This window comes from Sphaerospermopsis sp. LEGE 00249, from assembly GCF_014299995.1.
Taxonomy (GTDB): domain Bacteria; phylum Cyanobacteriota; class Cyanobacteriia; order Cyanobacteriales; family Nostocaceae; genus Sphaerospermopsis; species Sphaerospermopsis kisseleviana.
Map to the genome: position 1 here is coordinate 1 of NZ_JACJUZ010000026.1, position 19,230 is coordinate 19,230.

The window sequence follows — 19,230 nt, forward strand, 5'->3', positions numbered from 1 at the left end:
AGACTTAGCTGCTGGTGAAGTTGCTCCTGTTGCTTTGACTGCTCCTGCAATCAACGGTTAATCTGAAACTGGGTTTAATAAGCTTAGTTAAATAAGAAAATACCCTCCAGAAATGGGGGGTATTTTTTTGTCAGAATCAGGATATCCAGGATTTAAGGATGTACAGGATTTGATATTTGTGATGATTTACAACGATTTTCAGGTAAATAAACCACATTTTTAAATCTCACGCAAAGACGCAAAGGAAGAAAGGAAGAAAACAAGAAGGGTGTGGTACAAATACATGAAAACTGCTGTAGGTAAAATCTCTCAAACTTCTTGCCTTTGTGTACTTTGCGTACTTTGCGGTTAGGTAAAAAAATTTAGATACTCTAACGATGAGATAGAAGTAATTTGTTTTTACTGGATGTTTTTTACACAGGTAAACGTCCGGTGATGAACATTTTATAGCCACCTGACATGAGAATTAATGAGAGAAAAAATTGCCAGAGGCTGGTAGGATTAAGGATAGCTCGACTACTCATAAATACAAGAATAATTCCTATAACTATGGGTATCCAGCCTAGTTCTTTCATTCCTCTGGGGAAGAAAATTAAGATCATCACTCCTATAGTTAGTGCAAGTATGGATGTGTCTGCTGCTATTCCCCTCCACCAGTAAGGGTAAACATTAGTTGTGAAGATGATGTTTTGTCCAACAAAGTAGATACCTAATATCAGCAAACCAAAGCCGATAATTCTGAGTAAGAGGCTCATGATTATTTTAGTCTACAAGTTTGGTTATAATTTAGCACACAGTATATTGATATTGTGAGTATTGTTACATTAGTACAACAAGCTTTTTTTGTCTGATAGCGTAGCGTGGCGTAAGCCATATCAGGATTTCCAGGATTAAAGGATTTTCAGGATGATGATTTTCAGAAGTTTCAGGAAGGTAGGAATTAATGGTATAAAGGATTACCTTTTGGCTGTTTAAAGGTTGAATTTTAAACAATTTTCATAGGTGTTTATCTGGAATCCTCATTTTTACTTATGAAATATTCAGAAATGCCCCAAATCTCTTGTTAGCTTCTTCTCAAATACGTTCATATTTTAACCATATACAATATGATTATATAAGTTACATTGATTTTTTCAATCAATATATTGACATAGTAGAAGAATCCTTGCAACAACAATTAGTCAATGAGTTAATTAGCAGATTGCTACAACTAAACGATAATGAACGTCAAGTTTATTGGAATAAGGTTGAATATTTAAGCAAAAATCTAGAATATAATAATTTTCTTTGGGAAATTGCACCAATAGAACGAAAACTAACAATTATACGAGAACGTTTCAAAAAAATACTGGAGATTATTTCTCGTTTTCAGGATAGTGAATATCCTTATGCAGCAGATATTTCGGATAGTCGGCATGAATTATATAAACTGAACGAATTAGAAAATGTGTTAATAATAAAGTGGGATTCAAATGTAATTGATAACGAATTTAAATCTGAAAAAATGATTTCAGCGCGGGGTGCTGAGAAGTTAGTCATGCAATTTTATCAAAAATTGGGTTATGAAGTAGAGGATATTTCAATTCATCAAGTAACTCAACAAAGTCAAGACTGGAAAAAGGGAGACATCAAATTAAACTCAACAGAGTTAATTGATGTAAAAAATAGCCGTAAATCTTATAATTCAGATTCTTACTCAGAATTTTGTGTACCCTCTTTTAAAGAATTTCGTGATCATGATGTCAAAATTGTTGGTGTTTTATCACCTTACCTGCGAAACGATGCTGATAATCCTAAGATATTAGGTTCTTTTGATAAAACTCAACTCATAAAAATAGAAGAAATATTTAGTGACAGATTCATTAAGATAGATATGCCTAGAGAGAAGGATATAAATAGATATTTGCCACCTTGGGTATTTGACTATGATGATCGTTTTTATCAGCAGCAGTATCAAATTTTAACAGAATTACAAAATTTAAAAGAGCATGATATTCCAAGTTGGGAAGATATGTCATTTGTCGCTCAAAATTTTTTACCTGTATTCATAGCTGCAAAACGTCCATTACCACAGTATTGGATTGATAATTTACCTAAATGGCAGGTAGAATTTATTAAAGGTTTAATTGAACTTCCACCAGCAAGAATAACTTTACCATACTTATTTTTGTCTATATTGAGGCATTTTTTATCAATCCTTTCCTATCAAGGTTCGGATTACAACCCTCAAAAATATTTAGAAATTATATGCACAACCTCATCTAAAGAACACCCACTGAAAATATATGACCCCTTGAATATTATCAAAGATTTTTGCGAAACATTACACACTCTTTGGAATAATCGAGATAAAGAAATAAAAATATCAAAAGCAATCTCAAAATTAACTGATTTTAAAATTTTTACGTTCATTGGTAAAGAATGGTTGAAAGGTCAACGTTCAGAATCAGACACTAAAACAACAATTTTGGTTTACTGTGGTGGTTTTATATGGAAAACAAGGAAGTCTAAAAGAAAGTGTGGATTTAGACCTTTGGTTATTGGTAAACATCAGAATTGTCCAAAGTGTGGATGTTTAAGATGTGAGAAATGTGGTTATTGTAGCTACAACTGTTCTAAAACTATTTCGTTAAGTAAGCCCATACCGCAGCATTTAAATTCGGATAATGTTCCTTTTTGAATAACAGTAGAATAAGATGGTATACTCAAAAATCTGTGGTCTACATAATCAACATAGCGTCAAAAATCCCCAACTCCATGTAAAATACATAATTCAGACTGTATTTCCTCAACAACATGGGTAGCACATTTGGTCATCTTTTCCGAATCACGACATTTGGCGAATCTCACGGCGGCGGTGTGGGTGTTATAATTGATGGTTGTCCCCCACGACTGGAAATTTCCCCGGAAGAAATTCAATTTGAACTAGACAGAAGACGGCCAGGACAAAGTAAAATCACAACACCCCGCAAAGAAGCGGACACCTGTGAGATATTATCAGGGACATTTGAAGGTAAAACCCTGGGAACACCGATCGCTATCTTAGTACGGAATAAAGATACCCGTTCCCAAGATTACGATGAGATGGCGCAAAAATACCGTCCTTCCCATGCAGATGCTACCTATGACGCAAAATATGGGTTTAGAAATTGGCAAGGTGGCGGAAGGTCGTCAGCGCGTGAGACTATAGGTAGGGTAGCTGCTGGTGCGATCGCTAAAAAAATTCTCCGTCAAGTTGCAGGTGTGGAAATTATCGCTTACGTTAAACGCATCAAAGACTTAGAAGGAAATGTTGATACAAACACCGTCACCTTGGAAGATGTAGAAAGTAACATTGTCCGTTGTCCCGATGGGGAAATTGCCAACCAAATGATAGAGTTAATTGAAAAAACAGGTAGAGATGGTAACTCTATTGGTGGTTTAGTTGAATGTGTGGTGCGGAATGTTCCCAAAGGTTTAGGAGAACCAGTTTTTGATAAATTAGAAGCAGACTTAGCAAAAGCGGTAATGTCACTACCTGCAAGTAAAGGTTTTGAAATTGGTTCAGGTTTTGACGGAACATTATTAACAGGGTTTGAACATAACGACGAATTTTATATTGATGAAAACGGAGAAATTAGAACATTAACGAACCGTTCTGGAGGTATTCAAGGAGGAATTTCCAACGGCGAAAATATTATTTTACGAGTTGCTTTCAAACCAACCGCAACTATTAGAAAAGAACAAAAAACCGTCACTAAAGAAGGAGAAGAAACGGTTTTAGCAGGAAAGGGAAGACATGATCCTTGTGTGTTACCCCGTGCTGTTCCTATGGTTGATGCGATGGTAGCTTTGGTTTTATGCGATCATCTTTTAAGGCATCATGGACAGTGTAAGTTATTGTAGAGATTTTCAAATTCAGAACTTACCAAATAACTGAAAATCTCTCTCAAACTCTCTTTTCTTCCCTTCCTTCTTGTCTTAGTGGTTCATTTGTAGGAAATAGAAGAAAACAAACCGCAAAGGACACAAAGAACGCAAAGGAAAGAGGTTAGAAGAGGAATTTTTAGTTAGTCCTGTATGATATCTTAATTGAGATGAATACTGAATAAAAATTTTTTGCTTGAGTTCTTTCTTTGTGAACTTTGCGTACTTTGCGGTTAGTTATAAATTAAAATTCATGCCTCCCATCATCTTACCTTCTCCTCTGAAACCAGGTGATTTATTGCGCGTTATTGCCCCTAGTGGTGCTTTACGAGAATTTGCAGCTTTTGAACAAAGTCTGGAAATTTGGAAAGCGCACGGTTACAATATCCAAGTTAGCGATCGCATAGAAAGTAGACATGGTTATCTTGCCGGTACTGATGATCACCGTCGTCAACAACTAGCCGCCGCATGGCATGATCCCGAATGTCGCGGTATTATCTGCGCTAGGGGTGGTTTTGGGAGTACCCGCATTTTGGAAGATTGGAACTGGGAACAAAAAACAGCAGATCCTAAATGGTTGATCGGTTTTTCTGATATCACAGCCCTGCTTTGGAGTCTCTATAAGGCTGGTATTTCCGGTGTGCATGGTCCCGTACTCACTACCCTGGTAAATGAGCCAGAATGGTCAATAAAACGGTTATTTGATATTTTAGCAGGTCGAGCGATCGCACCTTTAAAGGGTAATGGTTGGGGTGGTGGTACGGTGACAGGGGTGCTACTTCCTGGTAATCTCACAGTAGCAACTCATCTTTTAGGTACACCGCTATTACCGGATCTAGATGGTGTAATATTGGCTTTTGAAGATGTGACAGAACCACCCTATCGAATTGATCGGATGTTAACTCAATGGCGGTTAAGTGGTATGCTATCCAAAGTTCGCGGTATTGCTTTGGGAGGCTTTACCAAGTGTGACGCACCTCCTAATATACCTAGTTTGAGTATAGAGGAGGTTTTGGGCGATCGCTTATCTGATCTCAATATTCCCATTGTTTCTGATTTACCCTTTGGTCATGATAGCCCTAATGCAGCTTTACCTGTGGGGGTACAAGCAACATTAGATGCAGATCAGGGAATATTAGAAATTGTCCATGAAATTAACTCCATTTGCGATAACAACGAGCAGTAATTAAATAAGGATGAAAAACTTCTACAAATTTAGTTTGTAATGTCTGAAAAAACCTATCTAGCAATTCTGGTTCATCATGGTGAAAAGGATATTCTTGATTAAAACCTTTAAAGAAATACCAATTCATAATGATTTTTCCTGCATCATCTAAAGACTGATGGAATGTAAGTAATTGCTGAATAGGATCTGGTAAATGCTCTAAAACATCAAAACAAACAATAGTATCAAACATTTCTGAACTAGGCATTTCTTGACACAAAATTATTTTTTTGTCTAACCCTAATTGTTTAGCTCGATATTCGACAAACTCGCAATTAATCGGATTAATATCAAAATAAAACACCTCTTTAACATTTGGCGAAAGTGCAGCACCAATAGCATGAGTACCAATTCCCCCACCAAAATCTAATACCCTACCTTGGGCATATTTGGCAATTAATAGTAAAGTATTACCAATATAATCATGACTGTTTAAATGCCATGCTCCAAGCTCAAAAAGATACTCATTTTTTACCTGATCCTGATAGAAAGCTGTAGCTTTTTCCCAGTCAAAATCTTTATGGCCTAACTCAGCCATTTCTTTTTGACCAGCAGCTAATTTACTTTCTAATGTTTGCTCATCCAAACTTAAAAATTCCTGAAGATGTTGCTTTAAACTAAAAGCATCTTCCCAAAAGCTATTTAAAAAAGATGGAATAGGTGGTGTGATCATATTTTTCTACCTGCTGAATACAATAATTTAGCTAAATCATGGGTAATCTTTGATATTATGCCTAAAAGCACATCAATTTCATCAATTTCATAATTATATCGGAAATTGACCTAAACTACTGTATGATTCTAAGTACACACTCTAGCCTAAGTGCTGTACCTTTGTATTTTTAACATATTTTCATTGATAGGAGATCAAAATGCCTAGTGTTCAGGAAAACTTAAATAAATGGTCTAATTACGATTGGACTCAACAGGGTAATGAATGGTCGAGTTCATGGGGTGGAACAGATAACTGTTTTTTTGGAACTATACATCCGCGAATTAAAACCTTTATTCCTGAGACAAAAACAGGAACAACAATATTAGAAATAGCTCCTGGTTTTGGACGTTGGACACAATATTTAAAGGATTATTGTCAAGATTTAATTATCGTAGATTTAACTGAAAAGTGTATTGCCGCTTGTCAAGAACGCTTTGCAGATTGTTCTCACATTACATATCATGTCAATGATGGAAAATCATTAACCATGATTGAAGATGAATCTATTGATTTCATTTTTAGTTTTGATTCCTTAGTCCATGTGGAAAAAGATGTCATTAAATCCTATTTACAACAGATAGCCCTGAAACTTAAACCCAATGGTGTAGGATTTATCCATCATTCTAACTTGGGCAATTATCTCAATCCCGCTACTGGAAAGCTAGAGGTAGAAAACATTCATTGGCGAGCAGAAAGCATGAGTGCTAAACTATTTGAGCAATACTCCCAAGAGGCTGGCTTACAATGTTTTCACCAAGAAATAGTTAATTGGTGTGGCGATATTTTGTGTGATTGCTTTTCCTTAATTACACCAAAAAACTCTCAATGGAGTCAACCCAATCATGTAATTGAAAATCCGAATTTTGGTGCAGAAGCTCAACGTTTACGCTAAGTATCATAAAATAATTGGAGGTAAGCAAGATGCTTACCCCAAAAGATTTTGAATATTTTGCTGTCATATCATGTTCAGTAAAAACAGATAAGGAATAAGCAAACTATTGATTTTTTCTTATCTGTGCAAAATCTTCTCAAACCATTGTTCTACACGAGCGCCCATTGCTGCCAAAGAATATAAACTCTCTGCTTGCTGGCGACAATTTTGACGATCAATAGTGTGTACCCGTTTAACAGCATCTATTAAACCTTGTACACTATCTGGCTCAACCAAAAACCCAGTTTTGCCATCTTCCACTATTTCCACTAAACCGCCCCGACTATAAGCAATCACCGGTACTCCACAAGCTAAAGACTCTAAACCTACAGTGGGGAAAGCGTCTATCCAGTGGGGAGTAGCTAACATAGCTTGACATTCCCTCAGTCCCGCTTGTAATTCGTTTGTAGAGACAAATCCTTGGTAATCTATCTGTGCATCGGGATACGCTTGACGAACTTGCTGCCAATATTCCTCATTTTGCATCAAACCAAAGATTTTTAGAGGCATTCCTAAAGTATTTGCTGCTGCTACCGCATCTTCTAAACCTTTTTCTGGTGCTATGCGCCCTACCCAACCTAAGCTATTACCAGGTTGATCACAAAACTGATACAAAGACAAGTCTAATCCATTAAACAAACAAACACATTCATCAGGGCAAGGAAAAGTGGCAGCTTGTGTTTTTGAGTGAACACCAATAGCATGAGGAAACTTAGTTGCTACCTTGGCAATCATATCATCCATCGCATTCAGTAAAGAACTCATACTAATTAAATGGGCTACTGGACGAGGAAAAAATTGCGTTAAATATAATGGCAACCAATCATAGCTAAAATTCAAAATTAAATCATAATTTCCCTGTACTTGATAAGCATAACTCCACATATTTGCTAAAACTGAATTTGTGGGAATGCCAATTTCTGCATCATACTTTTGATCTTGGGCGGCATTTTGTGTATTTCCGGGTATTTCTATCAAAGGTAACGAACCACTGCGAGAACCTGCTGGTGCAACAATATCTATTGTGTGTCCTCTTTGCTGCATTGCTTTGACAATATTGGGGAGGGTGACTTCTATTCCACCACCTAACCCTGAACCCAATGCACCAACACCTGTGGACATAAATAATAATTTGTAAGTCGGTTGACTCATCATTAATATCCTCAATTAAAAATTGCAGTTATCATCATACATGAGTAACTCTACAAATTAAATAGGAATACTATATTTTTGTGATAATTTTTCAGCCTCCAGTGATTAATTATTTTTGCTTTGACATCGGGTAATTAATTTACCAATCTGAGTTTTATATATTGCGGCTTTGATTAAATGCGTGCAAGCATGATATATGTAGCCATTTAATTAGGCTATAAAATTTTGAGAGTTAATGAATATAAATCACAAATTACGATATATAATGATCAAGTGAAAATCCCTAATAAATCAGCAATTTTCTCAGCCACCAACATGAAATTTATCAGGATTCGGTTTTTTAATTCCACTCAGAGGATGTTCACAACGGTAATCATCTTGATTTCTTGTTTCCTATTTCTATTTAGTTGTCAGCAGAATATTCAAAAAGATAATAATATCATTCATGTGACTTTATGGCAAGGAATTAACCCGCCAGTGAATCGGGATGTATTCAATAAATTAGTAGATCAATTTAATCAGGAAAATTCTCATATTCATGTAGACTCAATTTTCACAGGTACACCAGAGGAACAATTACCGAAAATATTAACCGCAGTGGTAGGTAATGCGGCTCCAGATATTTTAAATTTTTCTCCCCAAATAACTGGACAGTTAGTAGAATTAGGAGCAGTTGAACCTTTAGATGATTGGTTTAATCAATCAGCCGCCAAATCGGAAATTTATCCGCAAGTGATAGAGGAATTACAATTAGATGATCACCTCTGGTCAGTTCCTCTTTATACTGCTAATCTGGGCATTTTTTACCGAAATGATTTATTTAAAAAAGCGGGAATTAGTGAAACTCCTAAAAACTGGCAAGAATTAAGGGAAGTTGCCAAAAAACTAACTATTGATCGCAATGGTGATCAACGTCCAGAACAATATGGAATTTTATTACCTTTAGGCAAGCAAGAATGGACTGTGTTTAGTTGGTTTCCCTTTTTATTAGGTGCAGGTGGTGAAATATTAAATAATAACCATCCTAACTTAAATAATCCAGATGCTATTCAAGCATTACAATTTTGGCAAGACTTAATTAAAGATGGTTCAGCAACTCTTTCTCCCCCGGAAAGAGGTTATGAAGAAGATGCTTTTATTCAAGGTCGTGTAGCTATGCAAATTACTGGACCCTGGACGTATATTAAGAACTCTAATGTTGATTTTGGTGTGTTTCCTATTCCTGAAAATAAAGTACGGGCTACAGTCATAGGTAATGGCAATTTTTATTTAATGAAAACTACACCAGAAAAACAAAAAGCGGCTTTGGAATTTTTAGAGTTTGTTGTCAGTAAACAATTTCAAACCGAATGGGCAATGGGTACTGGTTTTTTACCTGTAAATATCAAATCTGCACAAAGTCCAGAATATCAGGAATATCTCAAATCCAGACCTTGGTTAAAAGTGTTTGTAGACCAAATTCCTGTGGCTGGTTCTCGACCTACAATAGCTGGTTATAGTCGCATTTCTGATAGTTTAGGTAGGGCAATTGAAGCAACATTACTAGGTAAATCTTCCCCTGAAGCCGCTCTAAAACAAGCTCAGGAACGGTTAGAAGTGATTTGGGGAGAAAAATAGGTGATTGGTGATTGGGGACTGGGGAGAAATATTTACCTCCTGACTCCTGACTCCTCAATTATCAATTTTAACGTTTTATTAAGTTAAGTAAAGCAAGTGTTAGAGCTTTTGGAGGATAGGACTCAAGCGTAATCTGAGGATGATAAGCTAAACAGTGAAATATAAAAGTGACTTAGGATGTAGTGTTAAATGGGTGTTTCCTCAACAGTTCCTCTCCTCCTTAGGGCTGCACGCGGTGAAAAAGTAGATCGTCCCCCTGTATGGATGATGCGACAAGCGGGGCGCTATATGAAAGCGTATCGGGACTTGCGGGAGAAATATCCTTCTTTTCGGGAACGCTCAGAAATTCCTGAAGTTGCGATCGAAGTTTCCCTGCAACCTTGGAAAGCTTTTCAACCCGACGGCGTAATTTTGTTTTCCGATATTGTCACCCCCTTACCTGGTATGGGTATTGACATGGATATTGCGGAAGGGAAGGGACCGATTATTTTTTCGCCCATTCGCACACAAGCACAAATTGATAACCTGCGTCCCCTAGATCCTGAAGCTGCTTTACCGTTTATTAAGACCATTTTGGGGTCTTTACGGCAAGAAGTCGGCGATAAGTCAACGGTTTTGGGTTTTGTGGGCGCTCCTTGGACTTTGGCAGCCTATGCAGTGGAAGGTAAAGGTTCTAAAACCTATTCCATCATTAAAAACATGGCTTTCTCAGATCCAAAAATTCTGCATCAGCTATTAACTAAGTTGGCTGAGTCCATTGCTGATTATGTGCGCTATCAAATTGATTGTGGCGCTCAAGTGGTGCAGATGTTTGATTCTTGGGCAGGACAATTAAGCCCCCAAGATTATGATACCTTTGCTTTACCTTACCAAAAAATGGTGTTTGATTTGGTGAAACAAACTCATCCTGACACACCGTTAATTTTGTTAGTGACTGGTAGTGCAGGACTTTTAGAAAGAATGGCTACCTCTGGTGCAGATATCCTCACCATTGACTGGACAGTGGATATGGCAGATGCACGCAGAAGACTGGGTAAAGACGTGAAAGTACAGGGTAATCTTGATCCGGGTGTGTTATTTGGTTCTAAAGAATTTATCCGCGATCGCATTTTGGACACTGTTCGCAAAGCTGGCGACTGGGGACATATTCTTAATTTGGGACATGGTGTATTACCAGAAACACCAGAAGAAAATGTCGCTCATTTCTTTGAAACTGCCAAAAATCTCAACGCTTTGGTTTAGTTTCTGGTTTATTGGGTGGGTTTTTTACCCACCTAATTTTTAGGGAACGCAGATGAACGCGGATAAACGCGGATGAAGAAATTCAACAACACAAATTAAAGGAAAAGTTATGCAAGTTACTTTAGATATTCCTGAAGAGTTGGCAAGTAAATTACAATTATTTCAACAGCAATTACCATAGATTTTAGAATTAGGAATTAGAGAATTAAATGCTGCTTCTCAACCAGGGTTTTCAGGTATGGCAGAAGTGTTAGAATTTTTGGCACAATTACCAACATCCGCAGAAATTATTGCTTTACGTCCTTCAGAAGAATTGCAAACTCAAATTAGTAATTTATTAGAAAAAAATCGGACTCAAGGTTTGACTGCTGCTGAAGAAATGATTTGGGAACAATATCAATATTTAGAACATTTGGTGAGGATAGCAAAAGCTAAAGCTCTATTAAAATTAAAAACAGAAGCATAAATAATTTATAAATAATTTATTTAATAAATATGAGTAAATACATTCCATCTGCTCTAAGGTAGTGATATAGGATCAATTGATCCAGTAACAAAATTATTGACTTCATTATATAATCCACGTCAAGATAATTGGCACGAACATTTTCAATTAAATGGTGCTGAATTTATACCTTTAACAGCAGTAGTAAGAGTCACTGTAAAATTATTACAAATCAATCGTATTGATAGATTAAAGGAACGAGAATTACTTATACAAGCTGGTATATTAAACCCACCATTATTTTAATATAAATTCATAACATTGTGTCGTCAATGTTTGGGTTTTTGGGTAGGGTTATATCCCCGACTTCTGTTGTTAATCTTTTCATTTATTCAGTTTAATAATCATAGAAGTCGGGGATCTTTGGCTATGTTATTTTTTAGTAGGTTAACGGTAATATCCTGTACATCCTTTAATCCTGGTTATTATCTCGACTTCGCTCGATAACCACCTGATTCAGACTTAATATTTTTCTGTAATCTTTAAATTCTACAGTCCACAAGTCTCAAGGCGAGAGAAAAGAACTCCTCTCCCTAAACCTCCCGTATTCCATCGTAACCGTGCTGGTAAGTGGCCTTCTGGTGCTTTTATATCAAAAGTAATATCTTTGTAGGATAACCAGTAGGATAACCATTTTCCCTCTTTTCTCCATCCTAGTCTATCACCAAAGGCTATCCAAATTTTCTCATCATAATTTCTAGTTCCCCCCAAACTTTGATAAATCCGTTTCTGTACAGAAAAACCAAAGCGCCCCTTACTATATTTGATCCATAATTTGTCAATAGTGTCGAGGTCATTACAGGGAAAATTATCAATACTTGGAGTATCTAAAAAACCTTCTTTTTCCCGGTTTGTTACTGCTAACATTACCCGCGCTGTTTCCTCATCTGCTTCTTTCCATTGACCTGTAGATAATAATTGTTCTAGTTTTTGATATCGACTAGGTACAGATGGAGAAGAAATATTAACAGATGTTTGGTTAATAGGTATTTGTGAAGTATTTTGTTGATTTATAGGATTGATATCCTGCATCACGTCTTTAACAGATTGATAACGATATTTAGCAATAGGACTTGCTAATTTTTCCAAAATCTTTCCTAATTCATCACTTACCCCATTCCCATTTAAAAAATCTCTCCATACCCATTCTCCTTCCATCGGACTATATAAATCAAACGGACTAACTCCTGTTAATAAATGCAAACAAGTTACCCCTAAACTATATAAATCACTAATAAATAATGGTTTACCCATTGACTGTTCAGGGGCGCAATATTCAGCAGATCCAATAATTGTCCCTGTCGCTGTGCGTTGCTGTGGTTTGACTATTTTCGCTGCCCCAAAATCTACTAAAAATAACTTATTATCACTACTAAGAATAATATTTTCTGGTTTAATATCTCGATGAATTACTTGTTTACTATGAACAAACTCCAATATTTGCAAAACTTCTATTAATAACTTTTTAATTTGCTGTTCAGAAAAAACCCCATTTTTATCTAACTCAGTTTGTAAAGTTTCCCCTTTCACAAATTCCTGTACTAAATATTGACGATTATCATAAGTAAAATAAGCCATTAATTCAGGTATTTGCGGATGTTTACCTAACTCCTCTAAACGTTGTGCTTCCTGTGCAAATAACTGAGATGCTTTTTCAATACTATCCGTTCCCTGTGCTTGGGGTAAAAATTGTTTAATTACACAAAAAGGTTTTGATGGTTTATCCTCATCAATAGCTAAAAAAGTCCTCCCAAAACCACCTTGACCTAAAATTGATAAAGGTACATATCTTTCCTTTAGCAGTAACTTATTACCGCACTTTTGACAATATTGAAAACTATCAGGATTAGAAAAAAGACAGTCAGGATTAAGACATTGACGCATAGACTCAACACCAACACACTGTTATAATTTTACCCTAATTAATTAAAACCTACGCAAAATCTCTCAAAACCTCAGATTCCCGACTTCTTTAAGAAGTCGGGGATCTATCTGCTCAAATCATGCTATAATCATACACCGTTATCAAAAATCCCCAAAAACCCAACATCAATGACTAAACAACGTATTTTAATCACAGGTGCAAGCGGCTGTATCGGTCATTATATCAGCGAAACATTAATAAAAAACACAGAACACGAATTATATTTATTAGTCAGAAACCCCAACAAACTACAAATTAACGCTCAAGCACGTCCAGGAATCACTATTTTACAAGGTGATATGCAGGAAATTAGTAATTTTTCCAACCTCCTAAAAACTATAGATACCGCAGTTTTAACCGCCACTTCTTGGGGTGGAGATAACATTTTTGATGTTAATGTCAACAAAACCATAGAATTAATGAATCTGTTAAACCCAGAAAGATGTCAACAGGTAATTTATTTTTCAACTGCTAGTGTTTTAAATCACGAAAATCAACCTTTAAAAGAAGCAGGAGAAATCGGCACAGATTATATTAGTTCTAAATATGATTGTTTACATAAAATTGAACATTTAGAAATTTTCCCAAAAATTACTACCGTGTTTCCTACATTGGTTTTAGGGGGAGATGATCAAAAACCCTATTCTCATTTAACTTCGGGTATTCCTGAAGTTACTAAATATATTAATATCATTCGTTTTTTACAAGCTGATGGTAGTTTTCATTTTATTCATGGTCAAGATATTGCCACAGTTATACAATATCTAATTGATTATCCACCACAAGCAGGAGATCCGAGAAGATTTGTTTTAGGGCAATCTGGGTTAACAGTAAATCAAGCAATTGAAGAAGTTTGTGAATATTTGAATAAAAAGATTTATTTCCGCATTCCGTTATCTTTGGGTTTAGCGAATGTGATTATTAAAATATTTAGGATTCAAATGGCGGCATGGGATAGATTTTGTATGAATTATCGGCATTTTACCTATTCTCATGCTATCAATCCCGCGAGTTTTGATTTACCAAATTACTGTGCAACTATGAGGGATGTGTTAAAAATTAGTGGCGTTAAAAGTGGGAAATAAATATGTGAGAAGTTATGAGGATGAGATAGGGCGATCGCCTAGTAATTTACAGCAGTTTTCATGTCTTTAGACCACAGTAAGGGCGAAGCATTCAGATGATAGTCTTAGGTAAAAACCGATAATTAATTGTCCGAATGCTGATGCTTCCAGCACGCTTCGCGAACGCACCTACATTGTTGACGCGAAACCTAAATCAAAATGTGGTTTTTTTACCTGAAAATAGCTGTAAAAGGCAAGGCAAAAGTATATAGGGTTTGCTGAATAAACCTAAAACCTTGATATATCAAAGGTTAGAGGCTGATAAACACAGAAATTAGTGCAAGGGTTTTGAAGGGTATACCGAAAAAAGTGTGCATTTTTTGGGATTTCAAGAGATGGCAAAGAAATTTTCAAATCTCCTCCTGACTCCTGACTCCTGACTCCTAACTCCTATGCCCTCACGGAAAGACTTTCTCAGCAACCCCTATATAGACCATTATTCAGGAAGTTGTTTTTTCAAACTTTCTAAAGCAGACCAACGTCTATCAACCTGCTTTTCACCACCAGCAGCAGTATTATCTAAAATACCCGGACAATTGCGATCGCACAACTGACGCTGAGGAATAGCTAAACACATTTGCTCATACAGCCATTCACTAGGATAAAAATAACCATCAGGTGAAAGCGTTTCTACTAAATCTTCTATAGCAACTTCCCTTTCTAATGGTAAGTCTTCAACTTGATTAGCATTAGCATCTAACCAAATAATTTCTTTAGTATTAACAGCCAAACGTTGATTATATTGCTGCAAACAGCGGTTACAGGTACAAGTAATAATTGATTCTGCCTGACCAGAAACTTCTAAATAATTACCCTGATGCTGGACGCGGATAGTTCCACGCACAGGGGTTAAAGTTTCCAGTCCAGGCAGAGACTCGTTCACTTGAATTTCCTCTGTCCGTTCCGGGGCTTTGGTTAGCTGCGGAATAAAAATAGCGTCCATTATGATGAGTGAGATATCCTCACAAAAAATTATGGTTAATGATCAGCAAAATTGCTGATAGCTGATATAAGAATTCAGGGGTCAGGAGGAGGCAGTGCGGCGGACGGGTTACCCGGCATAAAGCAACTGCCGTTCAGGAGTAAGAATGTTTGATAAATTGGTAGATTATCAAAATAGGGAGTTTAGGCGCAAGCTTTAAAAAGCTGACTGCTGATAGCTGAATACTTATCTTTGATTTTAGCTTTAATAGCCGGGATCTGTTGGTGGTTCAGTCGCAGGACGAACTACCAAATTACGATGGGGTTCTTTACCACGGCTAAAGGTTTCCAAATCAGGAAATTCCTTTAAAAAGCTGTGAACTTGTCGCCGTTCCGCTGAACTGAGGGATCTAATTTCCACTTCTCGTCCAGAAAAACGCACTTCTTGAGCCGCAGTTCTAGCTAAAGCAGTTATTTCCGCTTGTCGTCTGACACGGTAGCCATTCAACTCAATGGTATAAGATGTCTGCTCATGTTCTGGCTGATGCAAATTTAGTACCGAATTAGCTAGATACTGCATAGCATCTAACACTGAACCACCAGCACCAATCAAAACTTTGATTTGTTCTGGCATCAAATTCGATTCATCAATAGTCAACCAATAGCTATCAGGTTCTTGAGAAACTGCCCCCAGAGTAGGAGCAGCCTCTAAATTACCCTTAACATTAGTAGAGATTCCAGTAAGTTGCAGCAATTGTGTTAACCATTGTTCACCACGCTGCATAGAAATTTCACTCATAATTAGCCTGTAGCCTTTTTCTTAGAACTTTTTGGTTCAAAGGGCAAAGCTTTAACGTCTACAGTTGCCGCTTGTTGTTCCTTTTCTTGGATAGCTACAATTTTTTGCAGTTCCTCTGGTAGAGGTTCGCGGGAAAGAATGTAGGTTTGCAGGGTTTGGAAAACGTTACCAATTACCATGTACATTAATACACCAGCAGGTAGCGGGAAGAATAAAAACATTCCCGAAAAGATCACAGGTGTAATTTTATTAACTGTATCCTGTTGTGGATTACCACCACTGGAATTTTGCCCAGACAGCATTTGGCTAAAGTACAAGCTGATGCCAAAGAAGACTATCATGCCGACAATATCCCAGTGAACTACACCATCTGGATCTATTGCCCCTACCCTACCTAAAGCATCAATAAACAGAAATCCTTTATCTGCTGCCAGTCCGGGAATTGTGCCTTGTATTGTCACATCTCCAGGTTGTAAGGCTTCTATGTTGCCTTCGGCATCAATTTTAACTCTATCTTCTCCTTTGGTTATTTTCCATTCAGGAGTTAATTTAGTTTCTGGATGTTCTGCTAACAGAGCCTCAAAGGGTTTGCCCTCCAATGTTTGATATTGGATCTTTGTGTTTTCTCCCACCGCTAACTTATTACCACCGGGAAGAATAGCGGTAATTTTTGTGTGATCCCCATCAGCAATGTAGATGTTTTGGGGAGGAGTTGCAAAGGCTTGGGGTTGAATGCGTTCTATTTGTTCAGCTGGGAAAATTTGCAGGTTAACGGAGTAGTTCACACCTGCAAATGGTGAACCCCGCAAAGTGGCAAACAGTGCTAGTAAAACTGGCATCTGTAACAGCAGGGGCAAACATCCAGCTAAGGGGTTGCCAAACTCTTTCTGAACATTCACCATTTCCTCTTGCTGCTTTTGCGGATCGTCTTTATAGCGTTCTTTAACTTCCGCCATCCGCTTTTGCATGAGAGGTTGCACTATTCGCATTCGGCGCATACTGCGAATAGAACCTGCACTCAGGGGATAGAGTGCAAACCGAATGATTAATGTTAAAGCAACGATCGCCAATCCATAGCTAGGAAAAAAACCATAGAAAAAGTCTATGATTGGCAGCATTACGTTGTTCGAGAGAAACCCGATACCAAAATCCATTATTCTAAATCCAACCCAAGGTACTGTAAACTGAACTGAATCTAATTTATCTAAATCGTGATTTATTAGCGACTATCATTGGCTACGGATAGCCGCACAATGGGGACTGGGGACTGGGGACTGGTGACTGGGGACTGGTGACTGGGAAGAAATATTTACCTTCTTTATCCTGACTCCTGCCTCCTGCCTCCTGCCTACTTTTGAGCAGCAGTATATTGGGGATTTTTAGCGGCTACTTTCTCACTTATATAATCATAAGTTTCCCGAAAATTGGGAATAGCCCGTATTTCTAACCGACTACCGTTTTTCAGGGTAAGTACCATATCTCCCCATAACCCTATGCCACGGGGAACTTTTACCACTTTGACTATTTCTGAATAAATTACGTCAGTGCGATCGCGTCCCATCCAACCACCCATCACAGCAACTCGCCGATCAGTGATTTTAAAACGTAACCATAACGCTCTAACTATCGCTCCAATAGTTAATGGTAAACCCACAACCGTTAGCCCAATCAATAAATTGAGAATCAAATCCCCAATATGGGGACCACCTTCATAATAAACTTCTTCACGAATACCCATTTATTACCTCTGCTTTTACCAACAACTGCTCTAATTCTTGCAGAAATTGTTGGCTTACGCACTCAGATTCTGCTGTCTTTGGCTTGACAATCACTACCAATCGCCATCCAGGTGATAACTTAGGCAATATTTGAGACAATGCGGCTGTAATTTGCCGTTTAATCCGATTGCGAACTACTGCTCTTTTACTGACTTTGGTGCTAATGGAAACGCCAATTTTTGTACTAGCTAAATCTTGACATTTAGTTAATTTTATGGTAGCAGCGTCATTATCACTAGAAGTTTCTTGTGGACGTGACGGTTTTAAAGCTCTCAAAGTGAAATGAGAGCTATGACACCGAATTCCTTCCCGGAAAACCGCCTGGAAATCCTTGCGGGATTTTAATCTATATGCTTTGGGCAAAGCCACAGCTACTCTATTTGCTGGATGCCTAAACGCTTAAACGATGACGACCTTTTTTTCTTCTGGCTCTAATTACTCTTCTGCCAGTTGGGCTTTGCATTCTAGCACGAAAACCAGAGGTTCTCTTTCTCTTCCGACAAGTTCCACCCAATGTTCTTTGCATTTCTTTGTCCTCTTAGGCGATTTTTATAAAAAGTCACAATCTGCTATCTTACCACTTTACAGGCAATAAGAGTACATTTCTGGATACAGTTTCTAGTGATTGGTGATTGGGGACTGGTGATTGGGGACTGGTGATTGGGAAAATACAAATAATTTGCTACCTGTTACCTGTTACCTGTTACCTGTTCCCTTGTTAATTGATGCTGATGAGCCAAGTACCTAAGTAGCGCAACATTGGTACATCTCCAGGGGAGAGGACTTGACAGTTAAAATGGAACATTCCCCCAAAGGCAGGATTTTGCACGTTGGATAGCACTAACTCAACTTTACTACCTGCTGGTACTGGTTCTTCGGGAAATATCTCTATTATCCGTCCTTCTTTATTCCATTTAACTTCACTTAAAGGAACACCTTTTCCTTTGACTCTGACTTCAACTGCTTTTGGATCAAAACTGCCTTTGTAATAATCAGGGTAAGTAATGGCAAATTGGGCAACTGCCAGGTTCATTTTTTTGGCGGGTAGTCTGAGTATATATCTATCCGTGGCGTTGGTTTGTCCACCAAAGTCTAAACGGAAGGGTAGTTGATTTTCTCCCTTAACACCGCTAAATAGTGTAAAACCTTGTTGTGCCAAACTGACAGCCGGAAAAGTCGTTAATAAACAACCAGTTACAGCTAAAGCAGAAAGTAAACGTCGCATAGTTAGGCTTCCTCTAAATAAATATTATTTCTGAGTTCTCTGTAATCTTCAGTAACAGTCTTGTTAGTATTCTTAACTAAACTTTACTACTTTATACTTAATCATAGACGAAAAATGAAAATAAAAGTGCCAAAAGTACATTTTTACTCTAAAGATGTGACAATCA

General features: G+C 37.3%; 20 protein-coding genes. 9 read left to right on the forward strand and 11 right to left on the reverse strand.

Translation table 11 applies throughout. The features are described from left to right. Nucleotides 1-413: 413 nt before the first annotated feature. Nucleotides 414-755, reverse strand: a complete 342-nt coding sequence (locus H5968_RS10980; protein WP_187039985.1) for a hypothetical protein — start codon at nt 753-755, stop codon at nt 414-416. A 305-nt stretch (nt 756-1,060) separates the two neighbouring features. Between H5968_RS10980 and H5968_RS10985 the strand changes: the two genes are divergently transcribed. The 3 genes from H5968_RS10985 to H5968_RS10995 all read left to right on the forward strand — a co-directional run bounded on the left by H5968_RS10985 (nt 1,061) and on the right by H5968_RS10995 (nt 5,092). Beyond that, nucleotides 1,061-2,680 carry a hypothetical protein gene (locus tag H5968_RS10985; protein ID WP_187039986.1) on the forward strand — a complete coding sequence of 540 codons (1,620 nt, stop codon included), beginning with the start codon at nt 1,061-1,063 and terminating at the stop codon, nt 2,678-2,680. 116 nt (nt 2,681-2,796) lie between these two features. Beyond that, complete coding sequence (gene aroC / locus H5968_RS10990; protein WP_096569162.1) at nt 2,797-3,885, forward strand: chorismate synthase; 1,089 nt, start codon at nt 2,797-2,799, stop codon at nt 3,883-3,885. A 274-nt stretch (nt 3,886-4,159) separates the two neighbouring features. Then, nucleotides 4,160-5,092 (forward strand): LD-carboxypeptidase, encoded by a 933-nt coding sequence (locus H5968_RS10995; protein WP_187040026.1) that lies wholly within the window; start codon nt 4,160-4,162, stop codon nt 5,090-5,092. Here the strand turns inward: H5968_RS10995 and H5968_RS11000 are convergent. Continuing rightward, entirely contained in the window at nt 5,061-5,804 is a 744-nt protein-coding gene (locus H5968_RS11000) for a bifunctional 2-polyprenyl-6-hydroxyphenol methylase/3-demethylubiquinol 3-O-methyltransferase UbiG (protein ID WP_137668326.1), read from the reverse strand. The genes H5968_RS10995 and H5968_RS11000 overlap by 32 nt on opposite strands. Before the next feature lie 199 nt (nt 5,805-6,003). On the opposite strand from H5968_RS11000, the gene H5968_RS11005 reads away from it, so the two are divergent. Next, nucleotides 6,004-6,738 carry a class I SAM-dependent methyltransferase gene (locus H5968_RS11005; protein WP_187039987.1) on the forward strand — a complete coding sequence of 245 codons (735 nt, stop codon included), beginning with the start codon at nt 6,004-6,006 and terminating at the stop codon, nt 6,736-6,738. Nucleotides 6,739-6,855: 117 nt separating this feature from the next. On the opposite strand, the gene H5968_RS11010 is transcribed toward H5968_RS11005, so the two are convergent. Beyond that, nucleotides 6,856-7,929, reverse strand: coding sequence for a glycosyltransferase family 4 protein (locus H5968_RS11010; RefSeq protein ID WP_187040027.1), 1,074 nt, complete (start codon nt 7,927-7,929; stop codon nt 6,856-6,858). Between the two features lie 357 nt (nt 7,930-8,286). Here H5968_RS11010 and H5968_RS11015 point away from each other — a divergent pair, with 357 nt between their 5' ends. The 4 genes from H5968_RS11015 to H5968_RS11030 all read left to right on the forward strand — a co-directional run bounded on the left by H5968_RS11015 (nt 8,287) and on the right by H5968_RS11030 (nt 11,539). After that, nucleotides 8,287-9,546, forward strand: coding sequence for an ABC transporter substrate-binding protein (locus tag H5968_RS11015; protein ID WP_255427108.1), 1,260 nt, complete (start codon nt 8,287-8,289; stop codon nt 9,544-9,546). A 189-nt stretch (nt 9,547-9,735) separates the two neighbouring features. Beyond that, complete coding sequence (hemE, locus tag H5968_RS11020; RefSeq protein WP_096569179.1) at nt 9,736-10,788, forward strand: uroporphyrinogen decarboxylase; 1,053 nt, start codon at nt 9,736-9,738, stop codon at nt 10,786-10,788. A 238-nt stretch (nt 10,789-11,026) separates the two neighbouring features. Next, nucleotides 11,027-11,254 (forward strand): hypothetical protein, encoded by a 228-nt coding sequence (locus H5968_RS25645; RefSeq protein ID WP_255427109.1) that lies wholly within the window; start codon nt 11,027-11,029, stop codon nt 11,252-11,254. Between the two features lie 96 nt (nt 11,255-11,350). Beyond that, nucleotides 11,351-11,539: a hypothetical protein gene (locus tag H5968_RS11030; RefSeq protein WP_187039988.1), complete on the forward strand. Its 189-nt coding sequence runs from the start codon at nt 11,351-11,353 to the stop codon at nt 11,537-11,539. A gap of 243 nt (nt 11,540-11,782) precedes the next feature. Here the strand turns inward: H5968_RS11030 and H5968_RS11035 are convergent, their stop codons facing one another. Further along, the gene (locus tag H5968_RS11035; RefSeq protein ID WP_187039989.1) at nt 11,783-13,177 is read right to left on the reverse strand and encodes a serine/threonine-protein kinase; all 1,395 of its coding nucleotides are present in this window, start codon (nt 13,175-13,177) and stop codon (nt 11,783-11,785) included. A gap of 168 nt (nt 13,178-13,345) precedes the next feature. Here H5968_RS11035 and H5968_RS11040 point away from each other — a divergent pair, with 168 nt between their 5' ends. Further along, the gene (locus H5968_RS11040) at nt 13,346-14,302 is read left to right on the forward strand and encodes an NAD(P)-dependent oxidoreductase (protein ID WP_187039990.1); all 957 of its coding nucleotides are present in this window, start codon (nt 13,346-13,348) and stop codon (nt 14,300-14,302) included. Nucleotides 14,303-14,777: 475 nt separating this feature from the next. On the opposite strand, the gene H5968_RS11045 is transcribed toward H5968_RS11040, so the two are convergent. The 7 genes from H5968_RS11045 to H5968_RS11075 all read right to left on the reverse strand — a co-directional run bounded on the left by H5968_RS11045 (nt 14,778) and on the right by H5968_RS11075 (nt 19,064). Next, nucleotides 14,778-15,284 (reverse strand): DUF177 domain-containing protein, encoded by a 507-nt coding sequence (locus tag H5968_RS11045; RefSeq protein WP_187039991.1) that lies wholly within the window; start codon nt 15,282-15,284, stop codon nt 14,778-14,780. Nucleotides 15,285-15,527: 243 nt separating this feature from the next. Further along, a complete protein-coding gene (locus tag H5968_RS11050; protein WP_187039992.1) occupies nt 15,528-16,061 on the reverse strand; it encodes a R3H domain-containing nucleic acid-binding protein in 534 nt (177 codons plus the stop codon). 2 nt (nt 16,062-16,063) lie between these two features. After that, nucleotides 16,064-17,215 carry a membrane protein insertase YidC gene (gene yidC, locus H5968_RS11055; protein WP_187039993.1) on the reverse strand — a complete coding sequence of 384 codons (1,152 nt, stop codon included), beginning with the start codon at nt 17,213-17,215 and terminating at the stop codon, nt 16,064-16,066. Between the two features lie 194 nt (nt 17,216-17,409). After that, a complete protein-coding gene (locus H5968_RS11060; RefSeq protein WP_187039994.1) occupies nt 17,410-17,799 on the reverse strand; it encodes a PH domain-containing protein in 390 nt (129 codons plus the stop codon). Beyond that, nucleotides 17,786-18,208, reverse strand: coding sequence for a ribonuclease P protein component (gene rnpA, locus H5968_RS11065; protein ID WP_137667972.1), 423 nt, complete (start codon nt 18,206-18,208; stop codon nt 17,786-17,788). The genes H5968_RS11060 and rnpA overlap by 14 nt, the downstream gene beginning before the upstream one ends. A gap of 22 nt (nt 18,209-18,230) precedes the next feature. Then, entirely contained in the window at nt 18,231-18,365 is a 135-nt protein-coding gene (rpmH, locus tag H5968_RS11070; protein WP_096569209.1) for a 50S ribosomal protein L34, read from the reverse strand. A gap of 192 nt (nt 18,366-18,557) precedes the next feature. Further along, on the reverse strand, nt 18,558-19,064 hold the full coding sequence (locus H5968_RS11075; protein WP_187039995.1) for a DUF2808 domain-containing protein: 507 nt from the start codon (nt 19,062-19,064) through the stop codon (nt 18,558-18,560). Between the last annotated feature and the right edge of the window lie 166 nt (nt 19,065-19,230).

Bases quoted from the DNA above. Each gene is read 5' to 3' on its own strand.
- H5968_RS10980 (WP_187039985.1), bottom strand. From the start codon at position 755: ATGAGCCTCTTACTCAGAATTATCGGCTTTGGTTTGCTGATATTAGGT.
- aroC (WP_096569162.1), top strand. From the start codon at position 2,797: ATGGGTAGCACATTTGGTCATCTTTTCCGAATCACGACATTTGGCGAA.
- H5968_RS10995 (WP_187040026.1), top strand. From the start codon at position 4,160: ATGCCTCCCATCATCTTACCTTCTCCTCTGAAACCAGGTGATTTATTG.
- H5968_RS11000 (WP_137668326.1), bottom strand. From the start codon at position 5,804: ATGATCACACCACCTATTCCATCTTTTTTAAATAGCTTTTGGGAAGAT.
- H5968_RS11005 (WP_187039987.1), top strand. From the start codon at position 6,004: ATGCCTAGTGTTCAGGAAAACTTAAATAAATGGTCTAATTACGATTGG.
- H5968_RS11010 (WP_187040027.1), bottom strand. From the start codon at position 7,929: ATGAGTCAACCGACTTACAAATTATTATTTATGTCCACAGGTGTTGGT.
- H5968_RS11015 (WP_255427108.1), top strand. From the start codon at position 8,287: ATGTTCACAACGGTAATCATCTTGATTTCTTGTTTCCTATTTCTATTT.
- hemE (WP_096569179.1), top strand. From the start codon at position 9,736: ATGGGTGTTTCCTCAACAGTTCCTCTCCTCCTTAGGGCTGCACGCGGT.
- H5968_RS25645 (WP_255427109.1), top strand. From the start codon at position 11,027: ATGGCAGAAGTGTTAGAATTTTTGGCACAATTACCAACATCCGCAGAA.
- H5968_RS11035 (WP_187039989.1), bottom strand. From the start codon at position 13,177: ATGCGTCAATGTCTTAATCCTGACTGTCTTTTTTCTAATCCTGATAGT.
- H5968_RS11040 (WP_187039990.1), top strand. From the start codon at position 13,346: ATGACTAAACAACGTATTTTAATCACAGGTGCAAGCGGCTGTATCGGT.
- H5968_RS11045 (WP_187039991.1), bottom strand. From the start codon at position 15,284: ATGGACGCTATTTTTATTCCGCAGCTAACCAAAGCCCCGGAACGGACA.
- H5968_RS11050 (WP_187039992.1), bottom strand. From the start codon at position 16,061: ATGAGTGAAATTTCTATGCAGCGTGGTGAACAATGGTTAACACAATTG.
- yidC (WP_187039993.1), bottom strand. From the start codon at position 17,215: ATGGATTTTGGTATCGGGTTTCTCTCGAACAACGTAATGCTGCCAATC.
- H5968_RS11060 (WP_187039994.1), bottom strand. From the start codon at position 17,799: ATGGGTATTCGTGAAGAAGTTTATTATGAAGGTGGTCCCCATATTGGG.
- rpmH (WP_096569209.1), bottom strand. From the start codon at position 18,365: ATGCAAAGAACATTGGGTGGAACTTGTCGGAAGAGAAAGAGAACCTCT.
- H5968_RS11075 (WP_187039995.1), bottom strand. From the start codon at position 19,064: ATGCGACGTTTACTTTCTGCTTTAGCTGTAACTGGTTGTTTATTAACG.